At 48.0% G+C, this 21,972-nt stretch carries 18 protein-coding genes; 13 read left to right on the forward strand and 5 right to left on the reverse strand.

Going from position 1 to position 21,972, the window contains the following annotated elements:
- The first annotated feature begins 18 nt into the window (after nucleotides 1–18).
- The 12 genes from V6668_RS03590 (at nucleotide 19) to V6668_RS03645 (ending at nucleotide 13,892) form a co-directional block, all read left to right on the forward strand.
- A complete protein-coding gene (locus V6668_RS03590) occupies nucleotides 19–342 on the forward strand; it encodes a hypothetical protein (protein WP_036614107.1) in 324 nt (107 codons plus the stop codon).
- Nucleotides 343–497: 155 nt separating this feature from the next.
- Nucleotides 498–1,499, forward strand: a complete 1,002-nt coding sequence (uvsE, locus tag V6668_RS03595) for a UV DNA damage repair endonuclease UvsE (RefSeq protein WP_036614105.1) — start codon at nucleotides 498–500, stop codon at nucleotides 1,497–1,499.
- Between the two features lie 107 nt (nucleotides 1,500–1,606).
- The gene (locus tag V6668_RS03600; RefSeq protein WP_197997992.1) at nucleotides 1,607–2,470 is read left to right on the forward strand and encodes an inositol monophosphatase family protein; all 864 of its coding nucleotides are present in this window, start codon (nucleotides 1,607–1,609) and stop codon (nucleotides 2,468–2,470) included.
- Nucleotides 2,471–2,700: 230 nt separating this feature from the next.
- Nucleotides 2,701–2,991, forward strand: a complete 291-nt coding sequence (locus V6668_RS03605; protein WP_076216730.1) for a hypothetical protein — start codon at nucleotides 2,701–2,703, stop codon at nucleotides 2,989–2,991.
- Nucleotides 2,992–3,327: 336 nt separating this feature from the next.
- Nucleotides 3,328–4,650 carry a stalk domain-containing protein gene (locus tag V6668_RS03610; RefSeq protein ID WP_076320200.1) on the forward strand — a complete coding sequence of 441 codons (1,323 nt, stop codon included), beginning with the start codon at nucleotides 3,328–3,330 and terminating at the stop codon, nucleotides 4,648–4,650.
- Between the two features lie 250 nt (nucleotides 4,651–4,900).
- Nucleotides 4,901–6,688: a sensor histidine kinase gene (locus tag V6668_RS03615; protein ID WP_338707723.1), complete on the forward strand. Its 1,788-nt coding sequence runs from the start codon at nucleotides 4,901–4,903 to the stop codon at nucleotides 6,686–6,688.
- Nucleotides 6,663–8,216, forward strand: a complete 1,554-nt coding sequence (locus V6668_RS03620; protein WP_338707724.1) for a response regulator — start codon at nucleotides 6,663–6,665, stop codon at nucleotides 8,214–8,216. Before V6668_RS03615 ends, V6668_RS03620 begins: the two co-directional genes overlap by 26 nt.
- Before the next feature lie 221 nt (nucleotides 8,217–8,437).
- The gene (locus V6668_RS03625; protein ID WP_338707725.1) at nucleotides 8,438–9,721 is read left to right on the forward strand and encodes a sugar ABC transporter substrate-binding protein; all 1,284 of its coding nucleotides are present in this window, start codon (nucleotides 8,438–8,440) and stop codon (nucleotides 9,719–9,721) included.
- Between the two features lie 139 nt (nucleotides 9,722–9,860).
- Nucleotides 9,861–10,763 (forward strand): carbohydrate ABC transporter permease, encoded by a 903-nt coding sequence (locus V6668_RS03630; protein WP_036614094.1) that lies wholly within the window; start codon nucleotides 9,861–9,863, stop codon nucleotides 10,761–10,763.
- A gap of 2 nt (nucleotides 10,764–10,765) precedes the next feature.
- Nucleotides 10,766–11,605: a carbohydrate ABC transporter permease gene (locus V6668_RS03635; RefSeq protein WP_017690747.1), complete on the forward strand. Its 840-nt coding sequence runs from the start codon at nucleotides 10,766–10,768 to the stop codon at nucleotides 11,603–11,605.
- Between the two features lie 105 nt (nucleotides 11,606–11,710).
- Nucleotides 11,711–12,919 carry a rhamnogalacturonan acetylesterase gene (locus tag V6668_RS03640; RefSeq protein WP_422395266.1) on the forward strand — a complete coding sequence of 403 codons (1,209 nt, stop codon included), beginning with the start codon at nucleotides 11,711–11,713 and terminating at the stop codon, nucleotides 12,917–12,919.
- A gap of 556 nt (nucleotides 12,920–13,475) precedes the next feature.
- A complete protein-coding gene (locus V6668_RS03645) occupies nucleotides 13,476–13,892 on the forward strand; it encodes a sensory rhodopsin transducer (protein WP_105602362.1) in 417 nt (138 codons plus the stop codon).
- Nucleotides 13,893–13,976: 84 nt separating this feature from the next.
- On the opposite strand, the gene V6668_RS03650 is transcribed toward V6668_RS03645, so the two are convergent.
- The 4 genes from V6668_RS03650 to V6668_RS03665 all read right to left on the reverse strand — a co-directional run bounded on the left by V6668_RS03650 (nucleotide 13,977) and on the right by V6668_RS03665 (nucleotide 18,843).
- The gene (locus tag V6668_RS03650) at nucleotides 13,977–15,134 is read right to left on the reverse strand and encodes a Ger(x)C family spore germination protein (RefSeq protein WP_338707727.1); all 1,158 of its coding nucleotides are present in this window, start codon (nucleotides 15,132–15,134) and stop codon (nucleotides 13,977–13,979) included.
- Nucleotides 15,131–16,600, reverse strand: a complete 1,470-nt coding sequence (locus V6668_RS03655) for a spore germination protein (protein ID WP_091018712.1) — start codon at nucleotides 16,598–16,600, stop codon at nucleotides 15,131–15,133. Before V6668_RS03655 ends, V6668_RS03650 begins: the two co-directional genes overlap by 4 nt.
- Entirely contained in the window at nucleotides 16,581–17,687 is a 1,107-nt protein-coding gene (locus V6668_RS03660; RefSeq protein WP_338707728.1) for an endospore germination permease, read from the reverse strand. Before V6668_RS03660 ends, V6668_RS03655 begins: the two co-directional genes overlap by 20 nt.
- 220 nt (nucleotides 17,688–17,907) lie before the next feature.
- Entirely contained in the window at nucleotides 17,908–18,843 is a 936-nt protein-coding gene (locus V6668_RS03665; RefSeq protein WP_338707729.1) for a DMT family transporter, read from the reverse strand.
- A 158-nt stretch (nucleotides 18,844–19,001) separates the two neighbouring features.
- On the opposite strand from V6668_RS03665, the gene V6668_RS03670 reads away from it, so the two are divergent.
- Entirely contained in the window at nucleotides 19,002–20,396 is a 1,395-nt protein-coding gene (locus tag V6668_RS03670) for a PLP-dependent aminotransferase family protein (protein WP_338707730.1), read from the forward strand.
- 212 nt (nucleotides 20,397–20,608) lie between these two features.
- Here V6668_RS03670 and V6668_RS03675 read toward each other — a convergent pair whose 3' ends face one another.
- Nucleotides 20,609–21,928: a glutamate-1-semialdehyde 2,1-aminomutase gene (locus V6668_RS03675; protein WP_074093436.1), complete on the reverse strand. Its 1,320-nt coding sequence runs from the start codon at nucleotides 21,926–21,928 to the stop codon at nucleotides 20,609–20,611.
- Between the last annotated feature and the right edge of the window lie 44 nt (nucleotides 21,929–21,972).

Consider the following 21,972-nt stretch of genomic DNA (forward strand, 5'->3'; position numbering starts at 1 on the left):
AGATCAGGAGGGATATGCATGGGATTTCAGACTGAATTCAATTCCGTATGCAAGTTCAAGAATGAGCAGGAGCTGTTCGAACTGCTTGAATACGGACGCGGCAAAATGGTCAAACAGGGCTTCCGGGTATTTCCTACCGGCCAGAAAGTGATTGCATACACACCGGATAACGTGGCTGTAGCCATCGTCAAGATCGTGGTTTCCATTGCAGAGATCAACTTCCAGGGGCAAGAGGTAACCGAGGTAGAGATGCAACTCATCCGCAAATTGACTGAGGAAGAATCACGCATTCAGACTGCCCTTGCAGATGAGATGTTCTTTGGAGAGCAAGCACAGGAGTAGTTGTTGACTGTAAGTGCGGGTCGGAAGGACGGATTTGCCAGAATACGATTATGGTCACTCTTTTAGGGTAAAACTTGGTTATATACAGTGACGGTACATCCTGACGGCTGAATATGCCGTGCGGGTTCTCCGCCCTAATAGAGAGGAAGAGATTCATGCTCGTACGCTTTGGTTACGTGGCAATGTCCGTGCTTATAGAGAACGCCTCGCCTTCCCGGACCATGACCATGTCGAGTTTTAACAAAATCGATGACAGGGAAGCGGCGATCCGCAAGCTCGAACGGATTGCAGCCGAGAACCTGCACAATACATTACGTTTGCTCAGGCACAACAAGGGTAGCCATATTCATGTATATCGCTTCTCTTCCAAATTGATTCCACTGGCAACACACGAGGACCTGAATGACTGGGACCCGTTCCCGGCGCTGAAGCAGGACTTTGCGGCCATTGGTGATTTTGTGAAGGAAAATCATATGCGCGTGTCCTTTCATCCGGATCATTTTACCGTACTTAGTACCCCCCGCGAGCAAGTTCTGCGCAACTCGATTCGCGACCTTCGTCATCATGTTCGGATGCTGGATGCCATGGGTCTGAATGCCACTGCCAAGAACAATATACATATTGGTGGTGCATACGGGGACAAGCCTTCGGCGGCGCTTCGTTTTGAAGAAAACTTTTTGAAGCTGGATCGGGACATTCAGGAGCGGCTCACACTCGAAAATGATGACAAAACGTTCAATGCGCCTGAGACACTTGCCGTGTGCCAGCGCTTGGGATTGCCCATGGTACTGGATATCCATCACCATTGGGTGAACAACGAAGGAGAACAGGCATGGGATCTGTGGCCTGATATTCTAAAGACCTGGCAGTCACCGCTTGCCCAGGCAGATTCACCGGCTGATCAGCCATTGCCACCCAAAATCCATGTCTCCAGTCCAAAGAGTGAGAAGGATCTGCGAGGTCATGCCGATGGTGTGGAGGTAGAGCCTGTGCTCGATTTCTTGCGTCATATCGCAGCAGACACCCCAAGACTTGACGTGATGATTGAGGCCAAACGCAAGGATGAGGCTCTTGTGCAACTGATGCAGAAGCTGGCATTCTATCACGAAGAGGGTGTGGAGTGGGTGGACGAGTCTACCGTCATCATTCATCCGTAGTGCCAAAAGGGGCCTGGGCAACGAGAAACTTTACGACCTGTGGGGCGTATACTTTTAACAAGTATTTCAACTTTTCGTAGATTGATATAGAAAGTAGAGTGAACGCTTTGAATGAGAAGGAAAAGACACCTTATGTCGTGACAAGCAAAAGCTATACTGCCGTTGCCATTAATGCAGCTTCCAAAGCTGGCGAATGGATCAAAAGCCGTCTTGGGACGGTAGCTGAACTTGGCACCAAATATTCACCCCAAGATCTGGTGACCGAAGTGGATAAAGGAGCGGAGCAGATGATCCGCCGCCTGATTCTTACGCATTTTCCCCACCATGCCATTCTGGGTGAAGAGGGCGTTGAACCGGGACCGGAAGCTTCGGCAAAAGCACTGAAAGAGGCTGAGGAAGAAGAGTTCCTGTGGATTGTTGATCCTGTGGATGGAACGACGAACTTTGTACACGGATTTCCGTTTTATTCGGTGTCCATCGCATTGGCTCACAATGGTGAAGTCATTGTCGGCGTGATCTACGACCCTTCCCGTGATGAAATGTTTGTTGCGGAAAAAGGGAAAGGAGCATATGTTCACGGAAACCGGATGCTTGTATCTGGTGAACAAGAACTGGCTCAGAGCCTGATTGCGGTTGGATTCCCGGCAGACACAACCTTTGCGTTGCCACTGAATATGGCCGCTGTGCAGGCGCTTGCTCCGCAAGTTCGTAACTTGCGTGCAGGCGGATCTGCCGCCCTTCATCTGGCGTATGTTGCCGCAGGACGTCTCAGCGCCTACACCGAAGTTGGATTGAAACCGTGGGATATTGCCGCAGGTGCGCTGCTGGTTGAAGAATCAGGCGGCAAGGTGACCGATACCATCGGAACGCCTTACCAACTGTCTGTAAACCATGTTGTTGCTAGCAATGGCAAAATCCATGATGCACTGACGGATGTGCTGAAGGAAGCGAAAGCAACCGGTCTGGAGTGAGTTTATTCAACTCATCCATGCTTTAATTACTTTTAATTGTACATTAACGGAGGGGACAGAAAGCATCTGAAGAAGCGGAGCGCTCGCCTTTATCACCGGATTTCTACCTTGGAAAAGGGAATCAAAGAAATCTGGGGATAACAGCGATCGGAAGATGGTTCTGTACACGAAGTGAAAGTACAATAGTAATGATTAACGCATGTATGACTCTAATTAAAGGAGCGAAAACAATGGATGAATCCAAAGAACTGGAACGACGGCTCAGTGATATGCTGACGGAAGGGGACATGGAAGAGTCCGGCGACACCGATCAGCGTGAACGCCAGCTGATTCCTCCCAAGTATGAAGTGCGAATCCAGACAGAACGTGATCCAATTGTCGAGGAAACGTTAAAGTACCGGAAGATGGCACGTGAAGTGGATGATCGTTATGATCGATATCTGGAGCGAGCTACCGGGAACAAACCGGAGAGCGACAAGGGTCATTTGATTGCTGAAGACTCAAATAAGCCGCAATCTTAACTAATCACTGAACGTCATAGCTGAGCTTAACCAGTAACAGACTCCCCTTCAGGGAGTCTGTTATTTCATGTGTGCTCTCAGTGGAGAGGACAACGCCTACTTTAAAATGATAGAATAGAGTAACACCAACCTATGTCATTGGAATTCAGCCGAAATAAGCGGGAGGCTTACGGAGTATGTTTCCGAAGGAAACATTTTGGTTGCTCACGTAGTTTTCCTACGCTCCGCTACTCCATTTCTAGCTTCATCCCATCTTCTCGGTACTGAAAACCGACCTTTTTGAACACGTATATTAGTGTAAATTATTATAGATTTGCGAGAAGGAGTGTTACCTGAATGAAGCGTAAACGTATATGGGAAAATACAGCTGCCGGTTTAACGGTAAGCATGTTGGCAGGAATGCTGCTCTTTACATCATCTGCATTGCCTGCACACGCGGCTGACACCAAAACCGGTGTATTGCCAGCGGGTACAAACGAGACTTCGCTGACAGCGAAGAAAGATGCAGTAGCCGTAACTAAGGAGTTCCGCATCCTCACATTGGGAGATTCCATAACGGTAGGTTATGAGCCTAACACAAAAGAATTGCCTTATGGTTATGTAGAACGTCTCCAGGAGCAAGGTTTGCTGCATGGACGTACACAGGTGGACAACTACGGGATTGCCGGATTGAAAACCAGTGGTCTGAAAAACTTTACTACTGCAATTAAGGATGGCAAAACGCTGACTTCTGAAGCCATTCAACCAAGTCTTCCTGATCCAAGAGCGGGACAGATCGGAGCCAATACTGCTGCAATCCGTGAGAGTGTAGCACAGGCCAATCTGGTTGCAATTACCATTGGGGGAAATGATGTATCTGAGCTTCTCGGTACAGCAGACAAACTGAGTGATCAGGATCTGCAAGCGAAGGTAAAAGAATTACTCGCAACATATACAGCCAATGTAAGTGCAACGATTAATGATATCCATGAAATTAATCCGACAGCTACAATTGTCATAGCTGACCAGTATCAACCGATGCCAGAAGTAGCAGGCAAGGCACTCTATGCCAAACTTATGGAGGCGTCCCAAGGCTTCACACAGACCATTGATGGCATTGCAGCACAATTCACTGCTCAGGGTACCGATGTCAAAGTCGCACACGTGGCCAAGGAGTTTGTTGGTGGTGAAGGCACGATGACACATATGATCAAAGATCGTGATTTCCACCCGAACCAATTTGGATATGCGGCCATTGCCGAAGTGTTTGCCAAAACGATCTGGGGCGACTACACGAAGCTGACTACACCTGCGACAGGTGAGCCGATGAACATTATTGTGAGTGGCAAAACATTAAATACTCCGTACAAACCGATTATCCGTAACGGCAAAAACTTTGTGGCGATTCAAGACATCGTGAATGCGGTCGGTGCTACTACGGTGTGGGATAACAAAACTTCAACCGCAACCATTACATATGGAGACCGGAAAGTTGCTGTGAAGATTGGTGCCAATGCTGTGAAGGTAAATGGAGCATCGGTTACTGTGGATACACCTGCATTCCTGAATAAGGTAGGCAAAGAGTCCAAAACATATGTACCACTTGCCATGGTGGCTGAGGGTCTTGGCTTTGATGTGCAGTATGTAGCGAAGCTGAAAACTGTTTTTGTTAATCCGTAAATTGTATTTCATGCTTTAACATGATGTTATTCAACAGCCAGAATACCTTGATTTGTTCAAGGTATTCTGGCTGTTTTGTGTTCTTTTTACGTTGCTGACACAGATGTATACCTTCTCTAATGACCTAAAACGTTGCATAAATATATCTTGTCAGATGACCAATGGATGTGTAAATATGAAAATAACTTACAATAAAACCACTAATGCATAGTATGACAGGCACCCCTCGCAAGCCAAAGGAGCGCTTAGGATGAACAAAATTAAGAACGCTTTCACAACACTGCCGATTCATCACAAAACGATTCTCCTCATCGGATTGTTGATGTTAATCAGCTTTACGTTTTATGCATCCGTACTCCGATATGTGTTCAGTATCTATGACCGTCAGATCTATGAGAAATCCTCGCAGGTCCTCAATATGTCTTCAGTAGGCATTGAGAATCAACTACGGGAAGTTTCCAATCTCTCCTTCAAGGTGATGTCAGACGAGCCGCTTCAACAATATTTGCTTCAACTTGAAAAGGCCGAGACGGGATATGAGAGAAATGGTCTGCGCAAGAAAATTACCAACCGATTGGTTGCTTATGCGGGTTCTGAGAAATACGTCTATTCCATGCTATTTATCGATAATGATAATAACGTTATGGCCGCAGGCAATCGGGAGGGGATTTCGGAGTCGAAGCAAAAGGAACTGGTTGCACTGGGACAGCAATACTCGGGCTCCAATGCCTGGCATACCAGTGGGGATAAACAGTCCCGACTCTTGTCGGTCCGACAGGTGAAATCCTTTATTGGCGGAGCATTTACATTGGAGGACCTCGGCACACTGATCATCCGCGTACGGCTGGACCGAATTGTACAGGACCAGATGCAAGAACCGGCTGAGGACTCCCAATTACTCATTACGGATGGAAAAGAAGTGATCTATCCAACAGAATCGTCAGTCAGTGAAGCCGAGATTGAGTCTGAACTGAAGCGTACCCAGCCCTATGGAATTGCCATGTTGGAGCAGGGGAGACACTTTGTAGCTCGTGCTCATTCTTCCTATACGGATTGGACCTATCTGTACACAACCCCGTTTGACCAGATGTTTAAAAAGATCCAGTTTGTCAAACAGTTGGTTACGGTGATCTTCATCATGATCTTTCTGGCGGCGCTTATCATTGGAGCGAGATTCTCTCGCAGTATTACCCATCCGATTGCGCAGTTGATCAAAAAGATGCGTAATATCGAAAAAGGTGATCTGGATAAGCTGGAGGAGGCAGCCCTTGGCAATGTTCCGATATCTCCACAGAATGAGGTTGGGCTGCTGCATCGCACATTCAAGATGATGCTTCAACGAATACGTGAATTGATTGATGAGAATTATGCGAAGCAACTGGTGATTCGTGAGACGGAGTTGAAAGCGCTTCAGGCGCAGATTAATCCACATTTTCTATACAACACGTTGGAATCGATTAACTGGCTGGCTAAAGTACAGAAGCAACGACAGATCTCGGAAATGGTTGAGGCCCTCGGATTTCTGCTGCGTAGCTCTGTGAACATGTCCGAGAAGTGGATTACGCTGGAAAGAGAGCTGGACATTGTCCGCAGTTACGTGACGATTCAGCGCACGCGTTTTGAGGAAAGACTGGATTTCGATATGGAGATTGCCCCAGAGGTAGGAACAGCGCGGATACCGAAGTTAACATTACAGCCGTTGGTGGAGAACGCGATACATTATGCACTCGAACCAAGCATTGACCCTTGCCGGATTCGTATCCGGGCGAGAGCAGATGGAGATAAGGTGATTATTGAAGTTGAGGACGACGGTCCGGGGATGACACCGGAATTCCTGGAACAGCTACACGAAGGACGTATTCAGACAAGAGGACAGGGCATTGGGTTATCTAACATCCAGGAACGAATCAGACTGACCTTCGGCGATGAAGGTGGAATGGTGATGAGCAGCAAGCCCGGATCAGGAACTGTAGTATCGATCAGCATACCTTGGATCAGAGAGGACGATGACGATGTACAAAGTGATGCTCGTAGATGATGAACGTGTCATTCTGGAGGGGATTTCCCAAGTGGTCGATTGGGCCGCAGCAGGTACGGAATTGGTGGGTACGGCGAGGAACGGGATTGAAGCATTGGACAAAATTGGGCAGTCGAGACCGGATATTATTATTACGGATATTTCCATGCCGGGTCTGGATGGTCTCGGACTCATAGAGAAGGCATCTGAAGCATACCCGGGAGTACGTTTCATTATGTTATCCGGCTACAAGGAGTTCGAATATGCCCGCAGAGCGATGCAATATGGTGTGAAGCATTATTTGCTCAAGCCCTGCAACGAGAATCAGATCCATGATGCGTTAACTGAACTGTTGCAGGAACATCAGGATGCCCAGGTGAAGGAGCATGTTGCCGGTGAGATGAAACAGCGATTGCAGCGTGTCCTTCCACATGTGAAGGAGCAATTTCTGCTGGAGTTCATGACCAACCGCACCTATGGGCCGGTTGATCTGGAGTATTATCAGGAGCTGTTTGATCTGGAGCTTGAAGAGAACGCAGTTCGGTTACTGCTGTTCCGAATTGTGGATGAACATGATTACAGCCACTTATTTGCGATCAAAAACATTGCCAATGACCTGCTCCCACATGTCCTGTTAAGCACAACCATTGAAGGCAAACTCCTCATTCTGCTCGCGGATTCAGCTGATCCGGCCGGACTGAAAGAAAGTATTGAAGAGGTTAGGGCTGCATTCACCAGACTATATAAATTGGAAGTGACCGCTGCGCTGAGTGAAGCAGATCGAATGATTCAGTCGCGGCGGTTGTTTCGTGAGGCGTTGCAGTATCTGAACCATCGCTTCTTTATCGGTGAAGGCAAGCTGATTACGAAGAATGATCTGTTACTGGCCGGAGAATGCGACGGATTGCATGTAGAACAGGATGCCGAGCAACTGTGTCAGTTGATCAAATCGGGCAATACCGAGGAAACAGCGGTAGAGGTGGAGCGTCTGTTTGATCTATTATCACGTCAGCAGCTGGAAATTGAAGTGACTCGCTCTTACGTAGTGCAGCTATATTCTGCGATGGTTCATGTCTGTCCGCCAGAGGAGGCAACGGAGTTCACCCAGCGTATGGCAGAACTGCCGCATATCGATACGTTATCTGGTTTGAAGTCTTTTGTTGCAAGCAGTGCGGCCCGATTAACTTCCGGTTATTACAAAAACCATATCAGCCGCCAGTCTTCAGCCGTGGAGAAGATGATGGATATCGTGGATCGTCATTTTGGAGAGGCGGATCTCTCGCTCAATGGAGTCGCTCATCAGATGCTCTATATGAATCCAGATTACCTGGGCAAGATTTTCAAAAAAGTCACAGGCGAGAATTTCTCCAATTACGTGAATCGTCTGCGCATTGAACGCGCATGTGACCATATTCGCAGAGGCGGGGATGTGAAAGTATTTGAGCTTGCTGAATTATTCGGATTTGGCGGGAATTCACAATATTTCAGTCAGGTGTTCAAAAAGTGGACCGGGATGACACCTACGGAATTCCGCAGGATCGGCATATAACAATGAGCTACCAATCATGTGATTCATGTCTGGGGAGGACGAACAGCGCCGAGAGGGGGACTGTTGTCCTCCTCTGTTTTTTGAACCAACAAGACGGTTTTGTGTATTCAACTATGGTCGTACATTTGCGAAAATGACATTAACAAGTTTGTGAAAGCGTTATCAGAAACGAGAAGATAACTCGTTCACACAACCATATCAACATAAAAGGGGAGATTGGCATGGTGAAAAAGGCAATATTCCTGATGATGGCTGCTTTGCTCGTGTTTACAGCGGCATGTAGCTCAGGTGGAGGAAATGAAGGAGCATCTGGAGATGACTCAGTTACCCTGCGGATCGCTTGGTGGGGCTCGGATGCAAGGCATGAATATACACAGAAGGTCATCGACCTGTACAAATCGAAAAACCCGAATGTCAAAATCGACGTGGAATATGCTTCATTTGATGACTACTGGAAAAAGCTCGCACCACAAGCAGCGGCAAATCAGTTGCCTGACATCGTTCAGATGGATATTTCCTACATCAGCCAATATGCACAGAATGGTCAGCTTGAGGATCTAGCGCCTTATCTGGGCAACCAGATCAAAGTGGACGATGTGTCCGAGAATGTTATCAGCACAGGTGTAATTAACGGTAAACAATACGGTGTACCTGCCGGTGTTAACGTTCTGGGCTTCCAATATGATCCGGCATTGCTTAAAAAAGCAGGCGTGGATGCAATCCCTGACAATATGACTTGGGAATCGTACGAAGCACTGGGTAAACAAACCGCAGAGAAAGGCCTGTATTTGGATGGAGGGATAGCTCCGGATATTTTCTTCCACTACTTCCTGCGTACCAAAGGATTGTCGCTTTACAATGCGGAAGGAACAGGTCTTGGTTATGATGATGACCAATTGTTTGTGGAGTTCTTCGGACTTATGCGCCGCATGATCGAGCAAGGTGCAGCACCTACGCCGGATGTAGCCAACCAAACCAAAGGCATTATTGAGGAATCGGATCTCGTGAAGGAAAAAGGAATTGGCGTATGGCAATGGTCCAACCAGTTCGTAGCCTTGCAACAGGTAGCGAACCGTCCGCTCGAAATCGCTCCAATGCCAGGACCAGATATGGAAAAAGGACTATATATGCAGCCAAGTATGTACTGGGGTGTGACGTCCAACTCCAAAGTGAAGGAAGAAGCGGCTAAATTCATTGATTTCTGGGTGAATGACGTGGAAGCGAACAAACTGATCAAAGGTGAGCGCGGTGTGCCAATTTCAGGAGCAATCAAAGAAGCTATCGCACCTGAGCTGAGTGACGCAACAAAACAGGTCTTTGAATTCGTAGCAGCCATGGAGCCTAAGGCTTCACCAATGAGTTCTCCGCCACCGGTTGGTTCACCTGAAGTAATCTCTTCCCTGGCAGATGTGGTTGAAGAGTTGAACTTTGGCAAAATTACACCTGAACAAGCAGCAGAGACATTCCGCAAGAACGCCGAATCTGTACTTGCGAACAATAAATAACAGTTGAATGATGGCTTGCTCGTCCCACTTCAGGGATGGTCGGGAATGGGGCTACTCGCAAATGCGAGGGCCTTTCCCCGTCCAGATGACCGAAGCCAGGATGAGGGAGCAAGCTGATCCATGAAGGAGGTTCGTTCCATTGAGGCAGTATTCATCGTTACGTAGAAACTTAACTGGATATGCGTTCATAAGCCCGTTTATTATTGGTTTCCTGGGCTTCACACTCATCCCCATGTTTGTGTCCTTATATATGTCGTTCACGAGTTATAACTTATTCACTTCTCCGCGGTGGATTGGGCTTGATAACTACACCAAAATGTTTTTTGATGACCCGAAATATTGGAACTCGGTCAAAGTGACGTTTCTGTATGTATTCATTGGGGTACCGTTAAGGTTGATCTTTGCCCTCTTCGTAGCGATGGTCCTAAACACTGGCTCTCGTATGATTGGAACGTACCGGACACTGTATTACCTGCCATCCATTATCGGTGGTAGCGTGGCTGTATCCATCATGTGGCGTAACCTCTTCAGTAATGAAGGTGTTATCAACAGTGCTCTAACGGCAATTGGGATCGGGCCTATCAGTTGGTTTGGTGACCCGAATGCGTCCCTCGTTATGCTCATCTCACTGTCTGTGTGGCAGTTTGGTTCGTCCATGCTGATCTTCCTGGCTGGTCTCAAAAATATCCCTACTGAGATGTACGAGGCAGCAGGTGTGGATGGCGCGAATCCTATACGGAAATTTTTCAGCATCACCTTGCCACTGCTTAGCCCAATCGTCCTGTTCAATATGATTATGCAGACGATTGGAGCATTCATGACGTTTGTACCTGCCTATATTATCTCCAAAGGCGAAGGCGGTCCAATGGATGGTACGATGCTGTACTCCCTGTATCTGTTCCGTCAGGCATTTATGTTTAACAACATGGGTTATGCTTCGGCGATGGCCTGGATCATGCTTCTTATGATTGGTGGACTTACAGTAGCAGTATTCTTAACATCCAAGTACTGGGTGTTTTACGAATCTGAAGGAGGGAAGTAACGATGGTTTGGAGAAATGTGAAATGGCCCATTTATCACCTGTTCGTTGCAGCTCTTGCCCTCCTGATGCTCTATCCCGTCCTATGGATGCTCTTCAGTTCATTCAAGGAAAGCCGTACGATTTTCGTCACAGCGGATACCCTGTTTCCTGCGGAGTGGATCTGGAGCAACTATGTGGATGGCTGGAAAGGCACAGCTGGAAGACCGTTTATGGATTACATCACCAACTCACTTGTAATCGTGGTTATTTCCACGATCGGTGCCGTAATATCGTCATCGCTGATCGCTTTTGGTTTTGCCAGACTGAATTTCAAGGGACGCACGTTCTGGTTTTCCTTGATGATGTTAACACTGATGTTGCCACATGACGTGGTATTAGTTCCTCAGTACATCATTTTCACGAAGCTCGGCTGGCTGAATACAATCTTGCCAATCGTTGTCCCTACATTCTTCGGAATGCCGTTCTTCATCTTCCTGATGGTACAGTTCATTCGAACGATTCCGAAGGAGCTGGATGAGGCTGCAACCATCGATGGATGTAACAAATTCAGACTGTATATTCAGATTATTATGCCGCTGATCAAGTCTTCTCTGGCGACTGCAGCCATCTTCTCCTTCTACTGGAGATGGGAGGATCTGCTCGGTCCGGTATTGTACCTGAACTCGCCTGATAAATACACTGTGTCGATGGCACTGAAAATGTTCCTCGATAGCGAATCTGCTTCCAACTGGGGCGCAATGTTCGCGATGTCCATCGTCAGTCTGGTTCCGGTTGTAGCTGTGTTCTTCATCTTCCAAAAACAAATTGTTCAAGGGATGAGCACAAGCGGATTGAAAGGATAAGCCAGATTACTGTATCCTCGTATCTTCGCCCGAATGAACGTTTACGAAAGTTAACCAAGGAGGTTATCGCTTTTGAATAAAGCTCAGGGTAGTCAGGCCGTTGCCATGGAGGCAGCGGCAGAGGGCCAGGCAGTGTCCGTGACCAGCTGGAAGTTTAACTTTGGACCAGACTCGGGAAGAGCAGATGAGACAGGGGATTATCTGAAAGTAACTGCAACAACCGCATATGAGGAACGCGGAGGATACGGATTCGAGGCAGGATCTCTGGTGTATGAGAAACATCGCATTAGTGATGACGATGTGTCGAATCCCACGAAACAACATCATAACAATTCGGGGCAGACAACCATGTCTGCCCGATTGCGTTCAGGCTTCTGTATTCCGCTCAAAGCATCGTTCATCGTGGATGTTCCCGACGGAACCTACCAAGTATTACTTGTTGCAGGGGATGAATTGGCTGAGACAGTGACACGCGTGAAAGCTGGTGAAGGCAGGCTTGTACTGCCAACCATTCGCACACTTCCCGGACAATACGCAGAGGTTAGATTTTCGGTTGTTGTTCGCGGTGGCAGACTTCGTCTGTCATTCTCCGGTCCTGCACCGAGAATTAATGCTTTGGAGATTACTCTTGCGGATCAGACCATGACCGTATTTCTTGCCGGGGATTCAACCGTAACGGATCAGCTAGAAAGTGGATATCCGTATTGCGGTTGGGGCCAGTTATTGCCAGCACAGTTCAAACATGATGTGGCAGTGGATAATCACGCCCAGTCAGGGCGAAGTTCCCGCAGCTTTATTAATGAAGGCAGATTAAGCGCCATTCTGGAGCGAATCAAGCCTGAAGATTTTCTGTTTATTCAATTTGGACATAACGATGAGAAGCCGGACCCTGAACGTGGGACGGACCCATTCACAACATATAAGGAATATTTGAAAAAGTATATCGATGCTGCACGCGAAGCCAAGGCTCGTCCGGTGCTCATCACCCCGGTGCATCGTCGCTATTTTGCGGATGATGGCACATTGACCGATACGCACGGCGATTATATCATCGCCGTGCGTGAGCTGGCGGAAGAGGAAGATGTTCCGCTGATCGATCTGGCTGAGCGCAGCCGTCTTCTGTTCGAGCAAGCGGGTGTTGAAGGCACTAAGGAAGACTTTATGTGGGTACTGCCAGGCGAGTATGTGAACTTCCCATCAGGCGTGGAGGATAACACGCATTTTCAGGAACGAGGCGCCCGTCGCCTTGCCCAGCAGGTAGCAGAAGCCATCCGCGAGTTGCAATTGCAACCGTTGCAGATGTATCTGCGGTAGGTTCATGCCCTTAATAATTAAGCGAGTTAATTAAATAACGAGCCAGCAAAAGTTGCCCAGCGAATAGCGAAGGCAATAATCTTTTAAAAAACAGCGAGCGTAGCAGCGGAGGAGGGCGGAATCGGGTAGAGGGAGCGAAGCATCCGCCTTTGGGGCGGGATTTCCCCTGCTGAGGGGGAATTGAATAGAAATCCCGAGCCAACAGCGGCCCACAGCCCGATCCGCCCGCCAAAGCGGCTGCCTTGCGAGCTATTCAGGGTTTAAAAGCTGTAGCGAGTTAAACGAAGTAACGAGCCAGCAAAAGTTGCCCAGCGAATAGCGAAGGCAATAAACTTTTAAAAAATAGGCGAGCGTAGCAGCGGAGGAGGGCGGAATCGGGTAGAGGGAGCGAAGCGTCCGCCTTTGGAGCGGGATTTCCCCTGCTGAGGGGGAATTGAATAGAGTTCCCGAGCCAACAGCGGCCCACAGCCCGATCCGCCCGCCGAAGCTACCGCCCCGCGAGCCCACGCATTTTTAACCTATATTGCACTCGCAAAAAAAAGGAGGAGGTATTTCAATGACACCTGACCAGACAGAATCAGGCACATCTGCCCGTAAGAACGTTTCAGTAGCTACAGGTCACACCTACTGGGTCATTCCGGATGGTTACATTCCCCCGGAGAGCCGGGGCACATTGGAGAGTCATGAGAGCATCTGTGTACTGAACACCAGTGCCACGGATGCGGAGCTGCACATCACGATTTACTTTGAAGACAGAGAACCACTCGAAGGTATGGTCGCTGAAGTGCCAGCGAGAAGGACGAAGCATATTCGCACTGCATCGCTACGATCCGGGGAGCAGTCTATTCCGCCGGGCGTGCCTTATGCGATTACGGTTTCCAGCAATATCCCCGTTATCGTCCAGTACAGTCGTTTGGATACGACCCAGCCTGAATTGGCTTTGATGAGTGTCATGGCGTATCCATTAGGATAACTTCCCCAATCGACAGCAGTTGGAGATGGTAAGAAGCCCCGTAACCTTGCATCCAATGCAGGCACGGGGCTTCTTTTGCTTCATTTATTCGCTGTATTTATACGTGCTCGCATTAAGGATATCCACGTGAACCTCCACTTTTCCAAGCTTAAAACGTTGGAGTGGGTCCGCCCGGTTGTAGACTTCCTGTTTCCATAAGGGAAGGTTGTGGCGATATAAGTGTTCCACAAGACCGTATGAATCAATCTTGTGTGACTTGGTTTTTTCAAACGTATCTCGGATTTGGGATTCGATTTGTTTCTCCGCTTCTTGTTCCATGGCCTGAGGCGTGCGCGGGGCTCCATGGTCTTCGGTGATGGAACTTTTGACCGAGGTAACTAGATCAAATGTGACGCCATCTCCTTGTTTCCTTGCCTTGATTCTAGTCTTGGGATCACGAAGCATCAGGGTTAAATCAGGAGTCTTTCGACCATTCCCATATACGTATAGTGGGTACTGATGTACGCGCTCATAATTTACGTATCGTGTACCGTCCGCGTCTGCTCCTGCAACTCTACCCTGACTTGTTCCTTTGGAAATAACATAAAATCCATCCATTCTAACAAGGGGGGGAGTTTTATCCCCGTTGAACCAAGTCTCGTTCCTTGTTGAAACAGAGGGTAAAAGAACAACGGAAGCTGGCTCCCGTAGTCCATCAAGAAGCTGATGGAGCCGGATTGGTTCGTAACCGGAATGCTGTTTGTATAGCCTCATGGGCTCAAATAACTCAATGGTCTGGGCGGATTGGTTCAGCAGCGCAGAAGGGGAGAGCACGTCCGGAATGTTATGTTCTGTCGCGTAAATCCAGGGTGTATATCTCAGTTGACCTGAATGCAGCAACGTGTTAAATATATCCTCCAGCTTCCCGTCGACAGCATTTTTCGATAAAACAATGGCTTTAACATGAGTCCAGAGCGTTTGCTGCTGTGACGTTTCATACAAGTCGTTAATAGCCATGCTCAGTGTTGTACCCTCGCCCCGTCCAATCCAGATATCCCTTGTCTCCCGGGAAGTTGGTGTTTCCTGTTTTGCAATACTGGAGAAGTCAATCAGTTGGGCATACGCAATATACTGGTTGTCTACATAATCAATTCCTATCGCCGTAATGAAGTTTATACTTTGCACCTCTTTGGAATCCCAGCACCCCGTTAGCAGGATCAAGCAGCATATAAGAAGGCCGCTTATGGATACCCATCGTTTCACGGACGTTTCCTCCGGCGGGTAGAATCCTGTGTATGAAGTGCTTCTGGGCGCTTGGTTCTTTTCATGGAAGGTGGCATGGATACGGCCTGAGTGAAGTCTCCGGGAATGTAAGGAGATACAGGTGACAGATAGGATACGCCATAACACTCCAACGATACGAGATGCACCAACAGGGCGAATAGTCCGATCATAAAACCGAACAATCCAAGAATGGAAGAGACGAGTAACATCCCGATCCGAACATGGGCAGTAGCCCCGCTTAGCACAGTATTCACGAGAATATAACTAGAGATGACCGAGATCGCAACCGTGACTATTATGGTGGGAGAAGTAATCCCTGCACGAATAGCGGCATCCCCAATAATAAGCCCGCCAACAACGCTGACCGTTTGCCCCAACGCACGTGGTAATCTACGCCCTGCTTCGTTGAATAGCTCAAACATAAAGATCATCAGGAACGCTTCCAGCGTCACCGGCATGGGCAGGCCCATTCGAGTACCAGCAATTGTAGCCAAGAGAGGTAGTGGGATCTGTTCCACATTGAAACTGGTCAGGCCGATATAGAAGGCTGGGAAGAAACAGGCAATCAGCAGTCCGGATATACGCAAAATTCGTTCGAAAGTAACGATGAAAAAGGGTGTACTTTCGTCTTCAGGAGATTTCAATTGATTGAAAAGTGTAGTTGGCGCGATGACCGCTACAGGAGAGCCTTCAATAAGAACGGCAAAACGTCCATTTAACAGGGAATCGACAACAAAATCAGGACGTTCAGTGTTATCCGTGAGCGGAAAGATGCTCCGAACCCCTCCCATTACAGCCCGCTCCATGATCGAGGTACCCAGAATGCCATCGATCTCAATCTGATCCAGATTGTGTCGTGCTTCTTTTAGAATGTCTGGATTAATAATATCTTTTACATATAGAAGTCCAATGGCAGTTTGAGTACGTCCGCCTTTGACATATTTCTCATAACACATCGAAGATGTTTTCATTCGTTTGCGTATAAGGCCCACGTTGGTAGTGAGTTCTTCGGTGAATCCATCGCGCGGGCCTTTAACTGATGTTTCAATGGCTGATTCTTCGGGACTGCGTCCCGGGATATCAGCAATATCTACACTGCAGGACTGTACACCATTACCGAAAATGATCAATAGTTGTCCACTAAATATCAACATATTAAGCTTGTTAGTATCTTTGAGGTCATCCAACGGATTCAATGTTAATCCGAGTTCTTTGGGATGTGATTCCTCAATGATCAGGGAGTGCTGTTCCAGACGGGGAATGATAAATTGGTTAATTTGTTTACCGTCGACGAGACCGTCACAATAAAGCAGAATTACGGGCTGATCAGATTCGTCTTTAACAGGAAAGGTCTGAATAACGACATCTGCACATGGATTGAATTGCTCTTTCAAAGAGGCAAGCAGTGTTTCATGGGACGTGGTGTCAATCGCTTGATGCTCCATGATGTTTCCTCCTCTGATGGCGTGAATGGATAAAGGCAACCGTCGTCGCGATAATCGCAAGTCCGCTCAGATACACGAGATTGAACGGAAATATGTATTCGACCAGAAGCTTTTCGAAGGTCATATCATCCATAGGATACAACATGGTCAGGATAAAGAAGACACCCAACGAGATACAACTGATAAGCCTTTTGGTAGAGCTCTTAATATTCCATATTTCAACTACAATATACATGGCAAGACTAATTCGGGTGAATGCACCTGCCAGCCATTGGTAGATGGAAAAGAAGTCGGTCTGGGCAATGTATTTGCCCAGAGAGGCAATTCGCCATTCTTCAAAGGCGGGATATCTCATTTTGGCAGCCTCAAAAGGATCGAATTCCACAATCGCCCCAATGAGTGGGCCGACAGTCAGTCCTACGAGAATGAGTGCGAGCATCAGATACTGCCATACACGTATACGTTTGGTGAGATGAGGCTGGATGTACCAGATGAACAGCAGTTCAAACATGCCTGCAAGACTGTAGACCATGCCATTAAGAATAGGATGCCATCCATGTTCAAGAACGGGCAACAGACGACTGTAGTCCTTGTATTGGGTATTTACGATAGCAACATAGAAACCTAACAAGACAACTAGTGGCAGGACTAACCCTGCGGTAAAGGCCAGCGAGCGAATACCTTTATACGCAGCGTAGGCACAGAGAGACATCAGGGCAATACTGGTTACCAACACGGGCGTTTCGGTCAGATAGTTCGTTTTAGCCCAAGCCGTGGTATCATGCAGTGTGAAAAAGATTACGCTTAGAAAAAAGAGACTGTTACCAACTCGAAATAACATGCCAATGGGCTTCCCGAGACGGGAGGTTAACCAATCATGCAGGTTTTGATGTTGGAGGAAACGAGAGACATAGGCGAGCATTAGCGCAAATATCAGAAATGGTCCGGCTGATAACAGGACGGAAATCCAAGAATCCCTTTTGGCCGCAGCCAAAAGGGCAGGAATAATCAGAACATGGCTGATCAAGCCAACGGACAACATGATCAACATCATAGCTTGTAAAAAAGAAGGTTGTGTTCGTTTCATGCTGAGGGGTCCCCTTTTCCCAGTAGACTGTCCTCAGCAGTGTTAACGTGATTGGAGCGCTTCATACCGTCAGTCGAAATAACGAATACCCATGGCTTCTTTTACCTCTAAGATCGTTTCCCGAGCCGCTCTCCAGTCAAAATGCGGGGGTTGGGGAGGATGGGAGCGTATAACTCGTTGAACCGGCGAACCAACTTCCGCGCTGTCTCAATATGGGGAATCATGCTTTTATCCCACTGACCAGCCTATGTTTGCGACCGCTCATATTGGTGCCAAACACACCGGCGATAATCAACAATGCACCAATATAGTGATGGCTACCCACTGGTTCATGCAATATCCATGCACCTCCTACGATGGAGATGAGCGTGGACAGATTACTGAATACACTCATTTGCGAAGCCTCCAGATGGGTCAGGGCATAGCTCGCGAGCAGGGTGGAGATCATGGTGGAGAGGATCGCCAGATAAGCGAGTGCACCCAGGTAGGATGTATCTCCAAGCGGTTTGATATAGTCCATCATGGAGCCGTTGGACGCATGTCGGATCAGGGAAGCGGCGTTAAATACAATACAGCCAACCATCAGTGTGACCCAAGTTAATTCCATTGGTTTATACTTCTGGGTTAATGGTCTTGCAAGCACACCATACCCTGCAAAACATACCGTGGATAGTAGCAATAATGCAATGCCCTTCAGGTTACTCATAGATACGCCGCTTCCTTGCATCATGAAAATAAAAACCACTCCAGCGACAGACAGAAGCAGGAACAACTTCTGCATCGTGGATGTGCGTTCCTTCAGGAAAACTGAAGCCAGAACGAGTGTGAATACAGGGGCCATAGCCTGAATAATACCGGCTTCCGATGAGTTGGAAGATACGAGTCCAAAGGCTTGAAAGGCAAAAAATAGGACGGGAGATAACAGCCCCAGTGGAATGATTCGCCACAGATCACGAAGGCTCAGTCGGATCTTGATCCAACCAAAAATGACAGGAATGCTGACAACGATCAGCGATAGGGCGAATCGGTGGGCAAGCACATCAATCGGATGTGCAACAGTGACAGTCATTTTAACAAATAAAAAAGATAGACCGATAATAGCCGCGTACAATACAGCAGCGATATAAGCGTATCCCCGAGTTTGTGCTGTGTTCATATATGCTCCTCCAATACAGTAGTCATAGTGCTTTATCTTTCATTATCCCGAATTATGTCAGGTTCGAGGTATGTGCTGGCCTTATTCAATATACTGCCAGGTGCATCGTGCTACAATAGATAAAAGGTTTAACTGTATCGGTACAGTTATTGGAGAGGATGGGTGCATTGAGAAAATACGAAGTGATTGCGGGAGCATTAAAGCAATGGATTCAAGAACAGATGCAGCAGCAGGATCGTCGCCAGTGGGCAGATAAGGGCATTCGATTGCCAGCCGTTCGAGTTGTAGCTGAACAGTATCAATGCAGTGTAAGCACAGCAATTCGTGCATATGAGTGGTTGGAACAGCGGCATTTGGTGTACGCCATACCTCAATCCGGTTATTATGCCGTACAGAATGGGACAGGTGCTCAGGATATGGACTGGCAGGGATCGTTGGACTTCGCTTCGGCTGCCCCTGATCCAAGGGTGTTCCCTTATGCAGACTTTCGTCACTGTGTGGATCTGGCGATGGATAAGAAGCAGGCAGAGTTATTTATGTATGGCACGGATCAGGGATTACCTTCGCTAATTCTGCTGTTGCAGAAGCAGTTTGCGGATTATCAGGTGTTTGCGAGAACAGAGCAGTTCTTTATTACATCAGGTGTGCAACAGGCGCTGGCTGTACTTGCATTAATGCCTTTTCCCAATGGAAAGAGAAAAGTATTGCTTGAACTACCGACCTATCACAATATGCCCTCGCTACTGAGTGGATTAAATGTGCCGATTGCCGGTGTGAGACGTGCCCTGGATGGGCTGGACTGGGCATCGCTTGAACGTCAGTTCGCTGAGGAAGATATTAAGTTTTTCTATGTCATGCCGCGCTTTCACAATCCGATTGGCACATCGTTGACTGTTGCTGACAAGAAGAGACTGATCCGGCTTGCTCAGCGGTACGATGTCTATCTGGTGGAGGACGATTATCTGGCTGATCTGGAGGACAATACGAAACAGGACCCGCTATGGTCCTATGATACCGAAGGTCGGGTCATCTATCTGAAGAGTTACTCCAAAATTTTGTTTCCAGGTCTGCGCATTGGTGTAGCTGTTCTGCCCTCACCACTAATTCAATCTTTTGGGGCTTACAAAAAAATGCTCGATATCGACACTTCTGTTCTGTCTCAAGCTGCTCTGGAGATCTATGTCCACAGCGGAATGTTTGCTCATCACAGGAAAGTGATTCGTAACCGCTATGCTGCCCGGATGCACACGGTGCATGAGCAACTGGACTCATATCCAGACTTTGCTCCATTTATGGACGCTCCTCGAACAGGAGGGGAGCATACCGTATTACCTTTAGCGGGTGATATGCCGCTTCGTGTTCTGCTGTCCCGGCTTCAAAAGCGCGGAGTCATCGCTGATACGACAGAACGGTATTATCCGGAGGGAACATATCAGGTGCATCAGGATCAGATGCTGCGCTTGAACATCTCCAATGTGCCGAAGCAGCGAATCGAAGAAGGGATACAGAAGATCCGGGAGGAAATTTTGAAACTTCAGATCAGGCAGAGATAAAGACAAAGCTATAACAGCAAGGCCATTACAATAATACGCATATAGTTGTTACACTCAGCATCTATCTAGTCGTATTGGCCACTCACCACTGTCTGTATATAATAACAAAAGGCGTCCACACAAGTTGATCACTTGTTGGACGCCTTTTCCTTGAGTTGCTATCTATCAACGATGCAGCTTGTACGCTACATTGTGAGTGGAAATAATCTAATTTATTCTTGAGCCATCGCTTTGAAGGAAGCTTCTGCGGCTTCCAATGTAGCCTGAACATCCTCGTCTGTATGAGCCGTGGTCAGGAACCAGGCCTCATATTTGGATGGAGCCAGGTTAATGCCACGGTTCAGCATGTGACGGAAGAAGGAAGCAAACAGCTCTCCATCCGTGTCTTGAGCATGATCATAATTCGTAACCGGATGGTCACAGAAATGAGTGGAGAACGCACCGCGGATCCGGTTGATCGTCAGTGCAATGCCATGACGGTCAGCGGAAGCTTGCAGACCTGCCGTTAGGTCGATAGCAAGACGTTCCATCTCTTCGTATACACCCGCGCCTTGCAGGACCTCCAGACATGCGATACCAGCCGAGATGGATGCAGGGTTACCAGCCATCGTTCCCGCCTGATAAGCCGGCCCAAGCGGAGCAACCTGCTCCATAACGTGTTTGCGTCCGCCGTAAGCACCGATTGGCAGGCCGCCACCAATAATTTTACCAAGAGCCGTCAGATCCGGTTCAATCTCCGCATGGTTATCGAGTCCGGCATATGTCTGTGTAGAACCGTAATGGAAACGGAAAGCCGTAATGACTTCGTCATAGATAACCAGGGAGCCGTTGGCCCGTGTCATGGCACAGAGACCTTCCAGGAAGCCAGGCTCCGGCATAACCATACCGAAGTTCCCAACGATCGGCTCAACCATGACCGCGGCAACATCATCACCCCAGCGCTCCAAAGCATCCTTCAGGGCTTCCAGATCATTGTAGGGAACAGTAATGACTTCTTGTGCAATACTGGCTGGAACTCCCGCGCTGTCGGGAATTCCGAGCGTGGACGGGCCTGAACCGGCAGCGACAAGCACCAGATCGGAGTGACCATGGTAACATCCGGCGAATTTTACGATCTTGTTGCGTTTGGTGTAGGCACGAGCGACCCGAATCGTAGTCATGACCGCCTCCGTACCGGAGTTTACAAAACGAACTTTATCCATGGAAGGGATAGCTTCCTTCAACATTTTGGCGAGCTTGATCTCAAGTTCAGTCGGGGTACCGTACAGCACGCCATTTGCCGCTGCTTCCGTAATGGCCTGTGTAATATGCGGATGAGCATGTCCTGTAACAATTGGACCGTAAGCGGCCAGATAGTCAATATAACGGTTGTCATCAACATCCCAGAAGTGGGCCCCTTGAGCTTTTTTCATAAATACAGGTGCACCCCCACCAACGGCTTTAAAAGAGCGTGAAGGGCTGTTAACACCCCCAACAATATGTTCAAGTGCTTCTGCGTATAGAAGTTCGGAACGGGAACGTGATGTATTCATAAGATAACTTCCTTTCGATATGATGATTTTCTCATAATAGTATA

The sequence above is a fragment of the Paenibacillus amylolyticus genome (assembly GCF_036894225.1).
Classification (GTDB): Bacteria; Bacillota; Bacilli; order Paenibacillales; family Paenibacillaceae; genus Paenibacillus; species Paenibacillus amylolyticus.

What these genes read in the sequence shown, in the direction of transcription:
- V6668_RS03590 (WP_036614107.1), top strand. Translation starts at nt 19, where the DNA reads ATGGGATTTCAGACTGAATTCAATTCCGTATGCAAGTTCAAGAATGAG.
- uvsE (WP_036614105.1), top strand. Translation starts at nt 498, where the DNA reads ATGCTCGTACGCTTTGGTTACGTGGCAATGTCCGTGCTTATAGAGAAC.
- V6668_RS03605 (WP_076216730.1), top strand. Translation starts at nt 2,701, where the DNA reads ATGGATGAATCCAAAGAACTGGAACGACGGCTCAGTGATATGCTGACG.
- V6668_RS03610 (WP_076320200.1), top strand. Translation starts at nt 3,328, where the DNA reads ATGAAGCGTAAACGTATATGGGAAAATACAGCTGCCGGTTTAACGGTA.
- V6668_RS03615 (WP_338707723.1), top strand. Translation starts at nt 4,901, where the DNA reads ATGAACAAAATTAAGAACGCTTTCACAACACTGCCGATTCATCACAAA.
- V6668_RS03620 (WP_338707724.1), top strand. Translation starts at nt 6,663, where the DNA reads ATGTACAAAGTGATGCTCGTAGATGATGAACGTGTCATTCTGGAGGGG.
- V6668_RS03625 (WP_338707725.1), top strand. Translation starts at nt 8,438, where the DNA reads ATGGTGAAAAAGGCAATATTCCTGATGATGGCTGCTTTGCTCGTGTTT.
- V6668_RS03635 (WP_017690747.1), top strand. Translation starts at nt 10,766, where the DNA reads ATGGTTTGGAGAAATGTGAAATGGCCCATTTATCACCTGTTCGTTGCA.
- V6668_RS03640 (WP_422395266.1), top strand. Translation starts at nt 11,711, where the DNA reads ATGGAGGCAGCGGCAGAGGGCCAGGCAGTGTCCGTGACCAGCTGGAAG.
- V6668_RS03645 (WP_105602362.1), top strand. Translation starts at nt 13,476, where the DNA reads ATGACACCTGACCAGACAGAATCAGGCACATCTGCCCGTAAGAACGTT.
- V6668_RS03655 (WP_091018712.1), bottom strand. Translation starts at nt 16,600, where the DNA reads ATGGAGCATCAAGCGATTGACACCACGTCCCATGAAACACTGCTTGCC.
- V6668_RS03660 (WP_338707728.1), bottom strand. Translation starts at nt 17,687, where the DNA reads ATGAAACGAACACAACCTTCTTTTTTACAAGCTATGATGTTGATCATG.
- V6668_RS03665 (WP_338707729.1), bottom strand. Translation starts at nt 18,843, where the DNA reads ATGAACACAGCACAAACTCGGGGATACGCTTATATCGCTGCTGTATTG.
- V6668_RS03670 (WP_338707730.1), top strand. Translation starts at nt 19,002, where the DNA reads ATGGGTGCATTGAGAAAATACGAAGTGATTGCGGGAGCATTAAAGCAA.
- V6668_RS03675 (WP_074093436.1), bottom strand. Translation starts at nt 21,928, where the DNA reads ATGAATACATCACGTTCCCGTTCCGAACTTCTATACGCAGAAGCACTT.